The sequence below is a fragment of the Nocardia sp. NBC_01503 genome (genome assembly GCF_036327755.1).
Taxonomy (GTDB): Bacteria; Actinomycetota; Actinomycetes; order Mycobacteriales; family Mycobacteriaceae; genus Nocardia.
Genome location: NZ_CP109596.1, coordinates 674,151 through 689,310, shown reverse-complemented (window position 1 = coordinate 689,310; position 15,160 = coordinate 674,151). Strand labels below are relative to the sequence as shown.

General features: G+C 65.8%; 13 protein-coding genes. 10 read left to right on the top strand and 3 right to left on the bottom strand.

Going from position 1 to position 15,160, the window contains the following annotated elements; translation table 11 throughout:
* Position 1: 1 nt before the first annotated feature.
* The 5 genes from ettA to OHB26_RS03080 all read left to right on the top strand — a co-directional run bounded on the left by ettA (position 2) and on the right by OHB26_RS03080 (position 8,937).
* Positions 2-1,678: an energy-dependent translational throttle protein EttA gene (ettA, locus tag OHB26_RS03100; protein ID WP_330182719.1), complete on the top strand. Its 1,677-nt coding sequence runs from the start codon at positions 2-4 to the stop codon at positions 1,676-1,678.
* Between the two features lie 361 nt (positions 1,679-2,039).
* Positions 2,040-6,941, top strand: coding sequence for an NAD-glutamate dehydrogenase (locus OHB26_RS03095; RefSeq protein ID WP_330182718.1), 4,902 nt, complete (start codon positions 2,040-2,042; stop codon positions 6,939-6,941).
* A 41-nt stretch (positions 6,942-6,982) separates the two neighbouring features.
* Complete coding sequence (locus OHB26_RS03090) at positions 6,983-7,423, top strand: acyl-CoA thioesterase (protein ID WP_330185478.1); 441 nt, start codon at positions 6,983-6,985, stop codon at positions 7,421-7,423.
* A 16-nt stretch (positions 7,424-7,439) separates the two neighbouring features.
* On the top strand, positions 7,440-8,117 hold the full coding sequence (locus tag OHB26_RS03085) for a hypothetical protein (RefSeq protein WP_330182717.1): 678 nt from the start codon (positions 7,440-7,442) through the stop codon (positions 8,115-8,117).
* An 88-nt stretch (positions 8,118-8,205) separates the two neighbouring features.
* Positions 8,206-8,937: a dienelactone hydrolase family protein gene (locus OHB26_RS03080; protein WP_330182716.1), complete on the top strand. Its 732-nt coding sequence runs from the start codon at positions 8,206-8,208 to the stop codon at positions 8,935-8,937.
* Between the two features lie 51 nt (positions 8,938-8,988).
* On the opposite strand, the gene OHB26_RS03075 is transcribed toward OHB26_RS03080, so the two are convergent.
* Positions 8,989-9,306 carry an AzlD domain-containing protein gene (locus tag OHB26_RS03075; RefSeq protein WP_330182715.1) on the bottom strand — a complete coding sequence of 106 codons (318 nt, stop codon included), beginning with the start codon at positions 9,304-9,306 and terminating at the stop codon, positions 8,989-8,991.
* Positions 9,307-9,388: 82 nt separating this feature from the next.
* Complete coding sequence (locus tag OHB26_RS03070) at positions 9,389-10,165, bottom strand: AzlC family ABC transporter permease (protein WP_330182714.1); 777 nt, start codon at positions 10,163-10,165, stop codon at positions 9,389-9,391.
* Positions 10,166-10,421: 256 nt separating this feature from the next.
* Here OHB26_RS03070 and OHB26_RS03065 point away from each other — a divergent pair, with 256 nt between their 5' ends.
* The gene (locus OHB26_RS03065; RefSeq protein ID WP_330182713.1) at positions 10,422-10,994 is read left to right on the top strand and encodes a helix-turn-helix domain-containing protein; all 573 of its coding nucleotides are present in this window, start codon (positions 10,422-10,424) and stop codon (positions 10,992-10,994) included.
* 27 nt (positions 10,995-11,021) lie between these two features.
* On the opposite strand, the gene OHB26_RS03060 is transcribed toward OHB26_RS03065, so the two are convergent.
* Positions 11,022-11,717, bottom strand: coding sequence for an HNH endonuclease (locus OHB26_RS03060; RefSeq protein WP_330182712.1), 696 nt, complete (start codon positions 11,715-11,717; stop codon positions 11,022-11,024).
* Positions 11,718-11,965: 248 nt separating this feature from the next.
* On the opposite strand from OHB26_RS03060, the gene OHB26_RS03055 reads away from it, so the two are divergent.
* From OHB26_RS03055 to OHB26_RS03040, 4 genes are all read left to right on the top strand, one after another.
* The gene (locus tag OHB26_RS03055; RefSeq protein ID WP_330182711.1) at positions 11,966-12,379 is read left to right on the top strand and encodes a globin; all 414 of its coding nucleotides are present in this window, start codon (positions 11,966-11,968) and stop codon (positions 12,377-12,379) included.
* A 157-nt stretch (positions 12,380-12,536) separates the two neighbouring features.
* Complete coding sequence (locus OHB26_RS03050; RefSeq protein ID WP_330185477.1) at positions 12,537-14,144, top strand: glycoside hydrolase family 13 protein; 1,608 nt, start codon at positions 12,537-12,539, stop codon at positions 14,142-14,144.
* A 77-nt stretch (positions 14,145-14,221) separates the two neighbouring features.
* Complete coding sequence (gene ctaJ, locus OHB26_RS03045; protein ID WP_330182710.1) at positions 14,222-14,503, top strand: aa3-type cytochrome oxidase subunit CtaJ; 282 nt, start codon at positions 14,222-14,224, stop codon at positions 14,501-14,503.
* Positions 14,490-14,957: a DUF5130 family protein gene (locus OHB26_RS03040; protein ID WP_330182709.1), complete on the top strand. Its 468-nt coding sequence runs from the start codon at positions 14,490-14,492 to the stop codon at positions 14,955-14,957. Before ctaJ ends, OHB26_RS03040 begins: the two co-directional genes overlap by 14 nt.
* Positions 14,958-15,160 lie beyond the last annotated feature (203 nt).

Here is a 15,160-nt window from a genome sequence, read left to right as displayed (position 1 = left end):
TATGGCTGAGTTCATTTACCAGATGATTAAGGTTCGAAAGGCGCATGGCGACAAGGTCGTGCTCGACAATGTGACCTTGAACTTCCTTCCGGGCGCGAAGATCGGTGTGGTCGGCCCGAACGGCGCCGGTAAGTCGAGCGTTCTGAAGATCATGGCGGGACTGGACCAGCCGAACAACGGTGAAGCCTGGCTCGCGCCGGGAGCGACCGTGGGCATCCTCATGCAGGAGCCCGAGCTCAATGAGGACAAGACCGTTCGCGGCAATGTCGAGGAGGGCCTCGGCGAGGTCAAGGTCAAGCTCGACCGCTACAACGAGGTCGCCGAGCTCATGGGTGTCGAGTACACCGACGAGCTCATGGAGGAGATGGGCCAGCTGCAGGAGTACCTGGACCACGCCGATGCCTGGGATGTCGATTCCCAGCTCGAGCAGGCCATGGACGCACTGCGCTGCCCGCCGCCGGACGAGCCGGTCACCAACCTCTCCGGTGGTGAGCGCCGTCGTGTCGCGCTGTGCAAGCTGCTGCTGAGCAAGCCCGATCTGCTGCTGCTCGATGAGCCCACCAACCACCTCGACGCCGAATCGGTGCTGTGGCTGGAGCAGTTCCTGGCCAACTACCCGGGCGCCGTCCTGGCCGTCACCCACGACCGGTACTTCCTCGACAATGTCGCGGAGTGGATCCTCGAGCTCGATCGCGGCCGCACATTCCCGTACGAGGGCAACTACTCCACCTACCTGGAGAAGAAGGCCGAGCGCCTCGAGGTGCAGGGCAAGAAGGACCAGAAGCTGCAGAAGCGCCTCAAGGACGAGCTGGCCTGGGTCCGCTCGGGTGCCAAGGCACGCCAGGCCAAGAACAAGGCGCGTCTGGGCCGCTACGAGGAGATGGCCGCCGAGGCGGACAAGATGCGCAAGTTGGACTTCGAGGAGATTCAGATCCCCGCGGGTCCGCGCCTGGGCAGCATCGTGGTCGAGGTCGCGAATCTGGACAAGGGCTTCGGCGATCGCCAGCTCATCAAGGATCTCTCGTTCACCCTGCCGCGCAACGGCATTGTCGGCGTCATCGGTCCGAACGGTGTCGGTAAGTCGACGCTCTTCAAGACCATCGTCGGACTGGAGAATCCGGACAGCGGCACCGTGCGCGTCGGCGAGACAGTCAAGCTGAGCTACGTCGACCAGAACCGTGCGGGCATCGACCCGAACAAGAACGTCTGGCAGGTGGTCTCCGAGGGCTTGGACTTCATCCAGGTCGGCAATCAGGAGATGCCCTCCCGCGCATACGTTTCCGCATTCGGCTTCAAGGGGCCGGATCAGCAGAAGCCGGCGGGTGTGCTGTCCGGTGGTGAGCGCAACCGCCTGAATCTCGCGCTCACGCTCAAGCAGGGTGGAAACCTGATCCTGCTCGACGAGCCCACCAACGACCTCGATGTCGAGACCCTGGGTTCGCTGGAGAACGCGCTGGAGACCTTCCCGGGCTGCGCCGTGGTCATCTCCCACGATCGCTGGTTCCTGGATCGCACCTGCACGCACATCCTGGCGTGGGAAGGCAATGACGACAACGAGGCCGCGTGGTTCTGGTTCGAGGGCAACTTCGAAGCCTATGAGGCCAACAAGATCGAGCGCATGGGTCCGGAGGCGGCGCGTCCGCACCGCGTCACCCACCGCAAGTTGACTCGCGACTGAGTCGGCTCACACGGCGCACGCGCGGGTGATTCGCATCGCCCGCGCGTATGCCGCCAGCCGTTAACCAACGGCTCGCTGTTCACTCGGTTGAGCATGAATAACCCTCCCGGTGAACGGCTATCGAAGAGCGAACTCGACATTTTCGCGTACGCCTTATTGCGTGAAATGTCTTTTGGTGCAAGGTTTGTCGCGCGCGACCTGGTGATTCCGGTCTGCTATGGCCAATGCCGTACCGCCCGGTTTGCCCGAACCGTGCGACGCGGTGTGACATCGAGACGAATTCAGCCCGGCGCTAGTCGCGCCCAGCTACTCTCGGACCGGCGTCACTTGGTTACGGAACCGAATCCCAGGAGTTGGCGAAATGACGGTCTCGTCCGAATTGTCCAGCGCGGCTTGGGCTGCGAGTTTGCCCGCGTCGTTGCGAGGCAACCTCGTATCCCTCGAGGAGGCGTATTTCCGTCACGTCGACGCGGGCGACGCGGACTGTGCGATCCCCGCGACCTCGACTCAAATCTTCCGCTGCCAGATCGATCTGGCCATGCAGCGCAGCGCGGGCTCCGCCAGTCTGCGGGTCTACCATCCCGAGGACGACGCCGATCTCGGCGCGGCCGTGCAGATGGTCACCGACGATATGCCGCTCCTGGTCGAATCGGTCACCTCCTACCTGAGCCGCATGGGCGTCAGTGTCAGCGAGGTCGTGCACCCCATTTTCGAGGTCACCCGCGACGTGTCGGGCAACCTGGAAACCGCAGTGCCCCATGAGGTCGACGGCAATGGCGCGACCGGCCTGCGCGAGTCCTGGATGCATGTGCAGCTGCACCCCTCCACCAGTCTCGAGCAGCTCGAGCAGGTGGCACTGGGGCTGCCCGACGTGCTCACCGATGTGCGCCAGGTGATCGGCGATACCGAGGCCATGCGCGAGGTGCAGAGCCGGGTCGCCGACGAGCTGGACGCGGCCGCCAAAGCGGGCACATCCCATTTCATGGCAACCGATCTCACCGACTGCGCCAATCTGCTGCGCTGGCTCGCGGACGGTCATTTCACCCCGCTCGGCTACGCGCGCTATGAGCGCAGCACCGTTGACGGACAGGCGAAGTCGGTCATGGCCCCGGGAACCGGTCTGGGCGTACTGGGTTCAATGGACGGCACCGATTTCCGCGTTCCGGACAATAGCGGTGATCAGCCACTGCTCATGCTCACCCAGGGCCTGGTCCCGGCCACCGTGCACCGCGCGGTCTACCCCTACTTCGTCGGCGTCGCCGAAATCGACGAATCCGGCAGTGTCGCAGGGGAACACCTCTTCATCGGTGTCTTCACCGTCACCGCCCTGCACGAGAACGTACTGGACATTCCGGTTATCGAGCGGCGGGTGCGCTCGATCATCGAGGCCAGCGGTTTCGATCTGGAGTCCTTCTCCGGGCAGCAGATGCTCGAGGTCATCCAATCCTTCCCGCGCACCGAACTCTTCTCCTCCGACGGCGCCGCACTCCGCCGCACCGCCAGCGCGGTCCTGAATGTCGGTATGCGCCGCCAGGTTCGGCTGTTCATGCGCATGGACGGCTACGGCCGTTTCGTGGCCTGCATGGTCTACCTGCCGCGGGACCGCTACACCACCAGAGTCCGCCTCGAGATGCAGGACATTCTGGTCCGCGAACTCGGCGGTCACTCCATCGACTACTCGGCGCGCGTCTCCGAAAGCGACCTCGCCAGTGTGTATTTCACGGTGCGACTGCCCGATGAGGGCGCGATCGCCGATACCTCCGAGGCCAATCGGCTGCGCCTGCAGCATCTGCTCGCCGAGGCCACCCGCACCTGGGAAGACCACCTGCGCGATGAGGTGGCCAACTCCACCGTGCTCGATCCGGGCGTGGTGCAGCGCTACGTCGATGCCCTCCCGGAGAGCTACAAGGAGGATTTCCACGCCGACCGCGCTGTCGCCGATATCCTCCGGCTGCAACGACTCTCCGAGGGCGGTATCGCCCAGTACCTGTATCGCAATGCCGACTCCGAGCCCGGCTCCTGGCGGTTCGCGCTCTACATCGGCGGCAGCGGAATCTCGCTGAGCCAGGTGCTGCCGGTGTTGCAGAGCCTCGGTGTCGAGGTGATCGACGAACGCCCGCATCAGCTCGAGTTCGACTCCGGACCCGAGCAGTGGGTCTACGACTTCGGCCTGCTGGCCCGCCCCGAGCTGTTGCGCGCGGCGCTGGACCGGAATATGGACGCCGAACTGGTGGAGTCCTCCTCACGGCTCACCGCCCTGGACGATCAGGTGCGCGGTCTGCGTGAGCGTTTCACCACGGCGTTCGAGGCGCTCTGGTACGGCCGCGCCGAGGCGGACGGCCTCAACGAACTGGTGCTGCGCGCCGAACTCGATTGGCGCACCGTCTCGATTCTGCGCGCGTACGCGAAATACCTGCAGCAGGCCGGATTCCCGTACAGCCAGGCCAATATCACCCGTGTACTGCTGGCCTATCCGGATGCCTCGCGCATGTTCGTCGACCTGTTCGCCGCGCTCTTCGATCCCGACTCCGCGGACGAGAGCCATGCCCGCGATCTGGAAGGCGCGGTGCGGCACCGCATCGACGAGGTGGTGAGCCTCGACGCCGACCGCATCCTGCGCGCCATTCTCGGCTTGATCAAGGCCACGCTGCGCACCAACTACTACGTCACCGACGCCGAGGGCCGCCCCCGGGAATACCTTTCCTTCAAGGTGGAGCCGCGCGAGATCACCGAATTGCCCAAGCCGCGACCGCAATTCGAGATCTTCGTGTACTCGCCCCGGGTCGAGGGTGTGCACCTGCGCTTCGGTCCGGTCGCACGTGGCGGGCTGCGCTGGTCCGACCGACTGGAGGATTTCCGCACCGAGATCCTGGGCCTGGTCAAGGCGCAGGCGGTGAAGAACGCGGTCATCGTGCCCGTCGGCGCCAAGGGCGGTTTCGTAGTCAAGCAGCCACCGGCCGCCACCACCGATCCCGTCACCGATCGGCAGGCGCTGCAGAACGAGGGCGTGGCCTGCTACCGCACCTTCATCTCCGGTCTGCTCGATGTCACCGACAATGTGGATCGCGCTACCGGAAAGGTTATTCCGGCCGCGCAGGTGCTGCGCCGCGATGAGGACGACACCTATCTCGTGGTCGCCGCCGACAAGGGCACCGCCACCTTCTCCGATATCGCCAATGACGTTGCGCAGCAGTACGGTTTCTGGCTGGGTGACGCCTTCGCCTCCGGTGGTTCGGTGGGCTACGACCACAAGGCCATGGGCATTACCGCCCGCGGTGCCTGGGAGTCGGTGAAGCGGCACTTCGCCGAGATGGATATCGATACCCAGACAACGGATTTCACCGTCGTCGGGGTCGGCGATATGAGCGGTGACGTCTTCGGCAACGGCATGCTGTTGTCGCGGCATATCCGCCTGGTCGCCGCGTTCGACCATCGCAATATCTTCCTGGATCCCAATCCGGACGCGGAGCGTTCCTTCGTCGAGCGTGAGCGCATGTTCGCGCTGCCGCGCTCGTCCTGGGCGGACTATGACCGCTCGCTCATCAGTGCGGGCGGCGGCGTTTACGACCGCACGGTGAAATCCATTCCGGTCAGCGAACAGGTCCGCGAGGTGCTCGGCCTGGCCGCCGATATCACCGCGCTCTCCCCGCCGGAATTGATGCGCGCCATTCTGAAGGCGCCGGTCGGCCTGCTCTGGAACGGCGGTATCGGCACCTACATCAAGGCCAGCACCGAGACCAATGCCGAGGTGGGCGACAAGTCCAATGACGCGGTCCGGGTCAGCGCGAATGAATTGCGCGTCAAGGTGATCGGCGAGGGCGGCAATCTCGGCGCGACCGCATTGGGCCGCATCGAATTCTGCCGGCTCGGCGGCAAGATGAACACCGACGCCCTGGACAACTCCGCGGGTGTGGACTGCTCCGACCACGAGGTCAATATCAAGGTCCTGCTCGACGGTGTGGTCTCCGGCGGTCAGTTGCCCGCGGCCGAGCGCAATCCGCTGCTGGCCTCCATGACCGATGAGGTCGCCGCGCTCGTCCTGCAGGACAATGTCTCGCAGAACTATCTGATGGGCATGTCCCGTGCCGAGGCGCCGCGCATGCTCAATGTGCACCATCGCGTCATCGCGGATCTGGAGGAGCGCCGCGGCTTGGACCGCGAACTCGAAGCGCTGCCCAGCGATGCGGAGATGAAGACCCGCCAGGAGCAGGGCACCGGCCTCACCTCGCCCGAACTCTCGAATCTCATGGCGCACGTGAAGCTTTCGCTCAAGACCGATCTGCTCGCCGGTGATCTGCCGGACAGCGCCTACTTCTCGGCGCGACTGCCGCATTACTTCCCGACCCCGTTGCGCACCCGCTTCGGCGCGGCCATCAAGAAGCACCGGCTGCGTCGCGAAATCCTCACCACCATGCTGGTGAACGAGGTGGTCGATCTCGGCGGTATCACCTACGCGCATCGCCTCAATGAGGAGATCGGGGCCACCGCATCGGATGCGGTGCGAGCCTTCACCGCCGCCACGCAGATCTTCGACCTGCACTCGGTCTGGGATCGCATTCGCGCCGCCGACATCTCCACGGGTATGAAGGACACCCTCGAACTGGAGACCAAGCGCACCCTGGATCGCGCCTCGCGCTGGCTGCTCAACAATCGGCCGCAGCCCATCGCGGTCGGCGCGGAGATCAACCGGTACACCAGGGAGGTGGGTCAGCTCGCGCCCAAGGTGCCGGGCTGGCTGCGCGGACACCACATCGACACGCTCAACGAGCAGTCGCAGGCCATTGTCGATCAGGGCGCGCCGTCGGATATGGCGACCGAGGTGTTCGGGCTGCTGAATCTCTTCCCGCTGCTCGATGTGATCGATATCGCGGATATCACCGATCGCAGTGGCGAGGAGGTGGGTGCGCTGTACTACGCGCTCAATGATCACCTCAAGATCGATTGGCTGTTGCAGGCGGTCAGCCACCTGGAACGCGGTGATCGCTGGCATGCTCTCGCCCGGCTCGCGCTGCGCGACGATATGTACGGCTCACTGCGCTCGCTGACCCTCGATGTGCTCTCCGCGGGTGACCCGGAGGAGACGGCCGAGGAGAAAATTGCATACTGGGAGTCGAAAAATCAGTCCCGACTGGGTCGCGCCCGCGCCGCCCTCTCGGAGCTGTTCGAGTCCGGAACCCACGACCTGGCCACGCTGTCGGTTGCGGCGCGGCAGGTGCGCAGCATGGTGAGCGGGGTGGGTGCGCAATCGGAGGTACCGCGTTGACGAGTGTCGGTTCACTGAATGGCCACGGAAAGGCGCAGACGATCGAGGAGGTTCTCCCCGCATCGCCCAAGCGCTTTCACACCAGGGTCGAGGTGCGCTGGTCCGATATGGACGCCTTCCAGCACATCAACCATGCCCGAATGGTGACCCTGCTGGAGGAGGCGCGCATTCCGTGGCTCTTCACCGATGACCGGCCCACCGTGCGGCTGCGCTCCGGCTGCGTGCTGGCGGACCTGCGCGTGCAGTACAAGGGTCAGCTGCGGCACGAGGATTCACCGCTGGATGTCTCCATGTGGATCGACCGGCTGCGCGCCGTCGACTTCACCGTCGGCTATGAGGTGCGCGCCGGTGGCGCGGATCCCGACTCCCCGGCCGCGGTGATCGCCTCCACCCAGCTCGCCGCCTTCGATATCGATACCCAGCGACTACGCCGCCTCGACGCCGCGGAACGGGACTACCTGTCGTTGTGGCTGGACGACTGAGCCGGTCCCGACCACAGTGACGTTCGGCGAACTCACCCTGCATATTCCCGACCCCGCGGAGCGAGAGAACCTCGCTGCCTTCATCACCCATGCGGTGCGGCTGGATCCGGGTGCGGTCATCCGGCTGCGCCGACGCGGGGAAAAATACATATCCGCTTGGGCCGGAACCGGTTTCGAGGCCCTGGCGGTGCGCACCGTGGTTGCGGTGCTCGGCACCGATGATGTGACCGTCAGCGGTGACACGGTACTGTCCGGGCTGCACGGCCCGGACAGCGCCGAACCGTTTCCGCTCGGCTACGCCATGGATTCGGCCTGGCGCTCCGCGCTGCCGCCGGAGATCGGATTCGTGCATATCGATGATGTGCCCGCTCGCACGCTCGTCGAATTGGCCGAGCGTGGAGCCGAATTGGCGCAGGAGCATGGCTCCAGCCATGGCCCGCCCGCCTCGCTGCTGGACCAGACGGTACTGACCGTATCCGGTCCGGGTGAACAGGTCGAGGTGCCCATGCGCGTCGTCTTCGCCTTGGCCGCAATGGATTTCATCCCGCACGGTGGCGATAAGACCGATTCCCGGCGCATTCCGGCGGATGAGATCGTGCGGGTGCGGGCCGCCCGCACCTGGCTGCGCCTGGATGCCCGCTACGGTTCGGTCGCCCGCCGCCGCGGCCCCGCGATTCCGCTGCTCTCGCACTGACTTTCGCGCCGCCCTGCCATCGAATCATCGATGGCGGGGATCGGTTGCCCGATTGGTGGAGTGCGGCCGCCGTGGCTACGTTGAGCTCATGAGCGATACGGGCATCGTGACGGAGTGGATCGATATCGAGGTCGGCGGCGCGGTGATGAGCGCCTACCTGGCACGTCCGGAGGCGCCCGGCGACTATCCGGGAGTCATTGTCGGCCATGAGATCTACGGCCAGCACGAATCGGTGCTCGCCGCCGCCGAGCGGCTCGCGGCCCTGGGCGTCACCGTCCTGGTCCCGGACCTGTTCCACCGCGCCGAACCGCGCGCCCGCCTCGACTGGACCGCCGAGGGCCGCGAACGCGGACTGGACCTGCTGCGCACCCTGAATCGTGCCGATGTCATCGCCGATATCTCCGCCTGCATCGACGAACTGAACAGCCGCAATGCCACCACCGTAGGCATGGTCGGCTTCAGCGCGGGCGGCCACGTCGCCTACTACGCCGCCACCCAACTCCCGCTGACCGTGGTCGCCGCCTTCTACCCCGGCTGGCTCACCAACACCGAAATCCCGCTCTCCACCCCGGAACCCACCATCGAATCCACCTCGGGAATCACCGGCCGGGTCATCCTCTTCTTCGGCGGCCTGGACCCCCTCATCGACGCCGAGGCCCGCGCCGAACTCGAAAAAGCCCTCTCCGACAACAACATCGACCACGAACTCGTCGTCTACGAGGACGCTCCACACGGTTTCGTCTACCCCGGCCGTGATTGGTACCGCCCCGAGGATGCCGAAGACGCCTGGTCGCGTCTGGTGAACCTACTGCGCGGCTGAATGCTCACCGCTCTCCACGCCGACCGCGAAAAAGCGCGCGTACGGATGTCGTCAGTGCACACCGAGCATGCGCAGGCCCGCGGTGAGCACGGCAGCGGTCAGGATCACGACCAGTAGCGGTGCCCGTCGCCAAGCCAATACGGCGGCGACGAGTACCCCCGCAGGCAGCGCGAGGCCGAATTCGCCACTGCGCGAGGGCATCAGTGTGGTGACCGCCAGCGCCGCCAGCAGGACGACGGAGGCGATCTCCAGCAGTTTGACCGTGCGCGGCGAGATCTTCACCCGGCTGCGTAGCGCGGGGCCCGCGAAGCGGAATGCGAAGGTGCCCACGGCAAGTGCGCAGACTCCGGCGATAAGTGTGCTCGTCATGGCGGCACCTCCTTCGGGGCTCGAATCCATCGGCCGCTCGGGCCGCGGTGTGTGGGCTGGAGTTGTGGGGTGGGGCTGGAAGTTATGCGGCCGCATTCGCGGTAGTCGTCACCGCGACAGACTCGGCGGTGACCGCATTGGGCTCACGGTTGTCCGCGAGCGAAGTCGCGTCGCCCGCAGCGGTTGTGGCGCTGCCCGCGCGGCGAACGACCAACAGCACTGCGGTCAGGGCCAGTAGAACCGGCAGTCCCGCGCCCAGGAAAGGCGTAGCGATTGCCGCGACCGCCGCACCGGCGAGGGCGGCAGTGCGAGTCAGCGGGTCACGCAGCGCCGGGAGCACCAGGCTGATCAGGACCGCCGGGAACACCGCGTCCAGGCCGAAGGCGTTCGGATTCGGGACCACCGAGCCCAGCACCGCGCCGACGGCCGCGCCCAGCGGCCAGGCCGCCAGTACGGCCAATCCGCAGAGCCAGTACGCGGCGCGACGGCGCGGCCGGTCGGGCTGCGCGAGCGCCATGGCGACCGATTCATCGTTCATGACGTGCGTGCCGAGCAGTCGCCGCCAGCCGGTGCCGACGACATCCGGTACGGACAGGCCGTAGGGGAGATGCCTGGCATTGACCAGCAAACCCGCGAGTACGGCGGCGACGAGGCTGCCGCCCGCGGTGAGAATGCCCAGGAAAACGAATTCGGAGCCGCCCGCGACCACGGCCACGCTCATCAGCATGGGCAGCCAGGTGGGGAATCCCGCGGTCACGGCGGTAGCGCCGTAGGAAACGCCGATCATGGCGACTGCCAGGCAGATCGCCGCGATCCCCGTGAGTACACCCCGATCGAGTGTTCGCCATATCGAACGCATGCCGTCTATATTGAACGCAACCCGCTCGATAAGTCAAAGACCCCCAAGCGTCGACGATCGGCCATATCGCCCTGCCCGCGGGCCGCGCGAATGTAGGCACGGTAACCGCACCGCTACCACTGACGCGCTGTCGACCGGTCATTCCGGCGCTGGTGTGGATCCCGGCCGAAAGCGCGCCGGGATGACGGTGGGCTGCCCGCCGATCGGCCGTGTAGTCGTGCCGGTCGGGTGGCGCCGGGTACTGTGTGAAGCCGATATGACCCAGTCCGACAGCCCCTCGTCCGCGTCTCCGCAGGAGGCGATCGCCGCTGCCCTGCGTCGGGAGCGTGCCCGGGCCGGGCTCTCGCTCACCGAGGTCGCGCGCCAGGCCGGAATCGCGAAATCCACACTCTCGCAACTGGAGTCGGGCGCCGGGAATCCCAGCATCGAGACGCTGTGGGCGCTCTGCGTCGCCCTCGATATTCCGTTCTCGCGCCTGTTGGATCCACCGCGGCCGATGGTTCAGGTGATTCGCGCGGGGGAGGGCGCGATGCTGGCCTCATCCCAGTCGGAGTATCGAACAACACTGCTCGCGGCCTCACCACCCACCGCGCGCCGCGATATCTACCGCATTACCGCCGAACCCGGGCACTCCCGTGACTCCGATCCGCACAGCCACGGCGTGGTGGAACACATTGTGCTGGGCGGTGGCCGGGCCAAGGTCGGCCCCGCGGAGGCGCCGGTGGAGCTGCGTCCAGGCGACTACATCTGCTACCCCGGCGACTCGCCACACGTCTTCGAGGCGCTCGAACCGGGCACCTGGGCACTACTGGTCAGCGAATACAGCTGAACCGAGGAATGGGCTGGGCGCTCTGTGTCAGGCCGCGCCTTCGCCGAGATACTGCAGCCAGGTCGGGTCCAACTCCGAACTGGCGGTGAGTAGTCGCCAGTGCGGGCCCTTCGGCGCCACCATCTGATGGTGCAGGGTCCAACCCAATTCGCTGAGCAGCTTGTCGGCCTTGCGGTGATTGCAGGGGGCGCAGGAGGCTACGCAGTTCTCCCAGGAGTGCGCACCACCGCGGCTGCGGGGGATCACATGATCGATGGTTTCGGCCTTACCACCGCAGTAGGCGCAGCGATAGCGGTCGCGGTGCATGAGCGCGGCGCGCGTCATGGGCACGCGGGCGCGATAGGGGACATGCACGTAGGTGCGTAGTCGGATCACCGAGGGCAGCGCTACCGAGGTGCCGGCGGAGTGCACGACCGGACCTTCGGGATTGTCGTGAACGGTATGCGCCTTATCGCAGATGAGCAGTACGACGGCGCGGCGCGCGGAGAGCGCGGTGAGCGGCTCGTAGGTGGCGTTCAAGAGCAGAACGCGACTCTTACTCCAGCTCGGGCCGGGAGGGACATCGGCCGGGCGATGCGCGGAATGGTCATGATGCGCATCCGGATGGGAATGTTCGGACAAGATGTGCAGCGGAGTAGCCCCCGAGCCACGATTGTGGACGTCGGCGGGCTGGAGTTGTCGGTGCGTGCGCGCCTCGTGCCGGGCACTGTGCCGCTGCTTCATGATGCAATACCCCGAATCCGTATTCGTCCGATGGTGTGGTATTCGGCAGACTGCCACCCAGTTGACCATGGAACGGCGCACATTGCACGGTGATTTCGCACATTGTCGGGCACAAACGGATGAACGACGCGTGACGGTATGAAACACCCTGGGCAACGGGGCCTCGGACGGCCCGACCAGCAAGATCAACGGGCTTTCCGGCCCCCGTTTCGACCCGCGACGGGCCGTCACGGCGAGCAGTGGGCACAATGGTTGGCGTGAGCACCGGCGAGCAGACAGCGACCTCCTTCTACGAAGCCGTGGGTGGGGCGGAGACCTTCGAGCGGATCGTCGCCGCCTTCTATCGGGAGGTGGCGGGCGATGAGGTGTTGCGCCCGCTGTACCCGGAGGAGGATCTCGGCCCCGCCGAACGCCGGTTGCGGATGTTCCTGGAGCAGTACTGGGGCGGCCCGCGCACCTACGGTGACGAGCGCGGACACCCGCGCCTGCGGATGCGGCACCACCCGTTCAAAATCGGTCCGATCGAGCGCGATGCCTGGTTGCGCGCCATGCACATCGCCGTCGCCGAGATCGAACCCGCACTGCTCGACGACGCCCATCGCAAGCAGTTGCTCGACTACTTCGAGATGGCCGCCAATTCGCTCATGAACTCGCCGATCTGAATTCGTACCGCAGAAGTTGAAGGCCCCCAGAGCGTTTCCGGTTCGGGGTCTCGTCCGCTGATCATTTGCTGAATCTGGACAAGTGTCGGCGTCGTGCCCTCGAGTGTCGGCAGGCTTTGGCACCATTACGGCTGTGACCGAGAACTCCACCGCCGCTGTGCCCTCCGCCGCACCGGATTTCGTGCCCGCGACGGCGCCGTGGTGGCGATCCGCCGTCTTCTATCAGGTGTACCCCCGCTCGTTCGCGGACTCCGATGTCGACGGTGTCGGTGACCTGCGTGGGTTGCGTGACAAGCTGGGCTATTTGGAGCTGCTCGGGGTGGATGCGCTGTGGATCTGCCCGGTCATGCGCTCACCCATGGCCGATGGTGGCTACGACGTTGCCGATCCGCGCGATATCGATCCGCTCTTCGGTGGCCTGCGCGCGCTCGACGAGTTGATCGACGAGGCGCACCACCGGCAGATGCGGGTCACCATGGACCTGGTGCCCAACCACACCAGCGATCAGCATCCGTGGTTCACCGCCGCGCTGGCCGCCGCACCGGGTAGTCCGGAGCGCGCCCGCTACTGGTTCCGCGACGGCCGGGGGCCGGATGGCAGTGTGCCGCCGAACAATTGGCCGAGTATCTTCGGCGGTCCGGCTTGGACTCGCGTCACCGAGGCCGACGGCAGGCCCGGGCAGTGGTATCTGCATATCTTCGCGCCCGAACAGCCGGACCTGAATTGGGAGAACCCGGAGGTGGCGGCGGATTTCGAGCAGACAATTCGGTTCTGGCTGATGCGCGGGGTCGACGGATTCCGAATCGATGTCGCGCATGGAATGGCCAAACCCGCTGGTCTACCGGATATGGAGCTGCCGCAGCGGACTCCGGACGACACCCATTTGGTGGTGCATGACGATAATGATCCGCGCTTCAACAATCCGGGCGTGCACGAGATCCATCGCCGACTGCGAAAAGTCATGGACGAGTTCCCGAACGCGGTATCGATCGGCGAGGTCTGGGTGGACGACAACACTCGATTCGGTGATTATGTGCGCCCCGACGAGCTACACCTGGCATTCAACTTCCGATTGGCCGAGACACCGTTCCATCCCGACAGAATCCGTGACGCCGTGGACAATTCGCTGCACGCGGTCGCGGCGGTCGGTGCCAGTCCCACCTGGACGCTCTCCAATCACGATGTGGAGCGCGAGGTCACCCGTTACGGCGGTGGCGCGATCGGGCAGGCGCGGGCGCGGGCGATGATCATGGTGGAGTTGGCATTGCCGGGCAGCGTATTCATCTACAACGGTGCGGAATTGGGGTTGCCCAATGTCGACGACCTACCGGACGAGGCGCTACAGGATCCGACCTGGGAGCGCTCCGGGCACACCCAGCGCGGCCGGGACGGCTGCCGGGTACCGCTGCCGTGGGAGGGGGAGCAGCCGCCGTTCGGATTCACCGCCGGGACGCCCTGGCTACCCATGCCGCCGCAGTGGTCGGCGGTGACGGTGGAGAAACAGTTGGAGCGATTGGACTCCATGCTGTCGCTCTATCGGATGGCTATCGAATTGCGTGGCGTGCGACCGGAATTCGGTGGGCCCGGACTGGAGTGGTACGGAAGTCCGCCGGGCTGCCTGGCATTTCGGCGTGATGGCGGATTGCTATGTGTGCTCAATGCCACCGATGCGGCGATAACACTGCCGGCGGGAGATGTGCTGCTGTCGAGCGCTCCGATTAGCGCTGGAAAACTTCCGGCAAACTCAACGGCCTGGCTAATTTGAGCAAGATCACGACGACACGTGCGCACGTGTACTCACCGGTCGGTGGCGCTGATCCAGGCATCCATTACCGTTGAGCGGTGAGCATTCTCCAGACAGTGCTGATCTACGTCGGCATCCCGCTTGCGATCTATTTGGTGATCGCCGGATTGTCGTTCCTCGGTAAGCCGCTGCCCGGCAAGAAGCCGGACCACTTCGAGCTCGGCGCGGAGTGGACCCAGCCCCCGGTGCTGTGGAGCGCGACGGACGAGGTGACCGGTTCCGGTCATCACGACAATGCTGAGTCATCGCATGGCAACCATGCTGCTATCGAATCCGCCGCGGCGGACCTGATCGGAGGCCGGGCAAGTGGCAAGTTCTAATTGGCCCGCGGTGAACGAGGCCGAGCTACCGCACGGCTACGCGGTCACCGTGAGTGGACGCGTCTCCGGTGTGCACGAGGCGGGTGATGTCTTCAGCGAAGTGCCGTTCACCGATCACGAGCGGCTGCTCATGGACAACGCCCTCACCGATGCCACCCGCGCCACCAAGGTGCGGTTCAACATCTTCATCGGCGACCTCGGCGCGGACTCCGCCGCCGGCGCGGACGCGGTCTTCCCCGGTACCCCCGAGGCGGCCCGTTCGGTGCTCATCGCGGTCGACCCCAATGCCAAGGCGGTCGAGGTGCGTTCCGGCAGCGATGTCGCCAAGCGCGCCAATGACAATGTCTGCCAGCTGGGCGCGACCGCCGCCCTGAGCTCCTTCCGCAAGGGTGAGCTCATCGACGGCCTGGTCTCCGCGGTGCGCGTCATGGCCGCCTCCATCGGCCGGGTCTGAGTCCCGCACCGGCGCCGCGAATCCGCGCGGCGCCGGGACACTTTCGCACCCCTTCCATCTCCGCGCCCCCGCTTCTCGACCGGGTACGCGCAGAGGGAAGGGGTGCGCTGTTCTTTACGGCGAGGATGACGGGCCCCCGCATCCAGCACGCCCTACACGAGCAAGGCCGGTGCGCTGCCCTTGGCTGCTGGCACGTGCCCTAC

Coding starts and splice junctions, on each gene's coding strand:
- OHB26_RS03075 (WP_330182715.1), bottom strand. CDS start 9,306: ATGACGAGCACACTTATCGCCGGAGTCTGCGCACTTGCCGTGGGCACC.
- OHB26_RS03080 (WP_330182716.1), top strand. CDS start 8,206: ATGAGCGATACGGGCATCGTGACGGAGTGGATCGATATCGAGGTCGGC.
- OHB26_RS03070 (WP_330182714.1), bottom strand. CDS start 10,165: ATGCGTTCGATATGGCGAACACTCGATCGGGGTGTACTCACGGGGATC.
- ettA (WP_330182719.1), top strand. CDS start 2: ATGGCTGAGTTCATTTACCAGATGATTAAGGTTCGAAAGGCGCATGGC.
- OHB26_RS03055 (WP_330182711.1), top strand. CDS start 11,966: ATGGTTGGCGTGAGCACCGGCGAGCAGACAGCGACCTCCTTCTACGAA.
- OHB26_RS03065 (WP_330182713.1), top strand. CDS start 10,422: ATGACCCAGTCCGACAGCCCCTCGTCCGCGTCTCCGCAGGAGGCGATC.
- OHB26_RS03095 (WP_330182718.1), top strand. CDS start 2,040: ATGACGGTCTCGTCCGAATTGTCCAGCGCGGCTTGGGCTGCGAGTTTG.
- OHB26_RS03060 (WP_330182712.1), bottom strand. CDS start 11,717: ATGAAGCAGCGGCACAGTGCCCGGCACGAGGCGCGCACGCACCGACAA.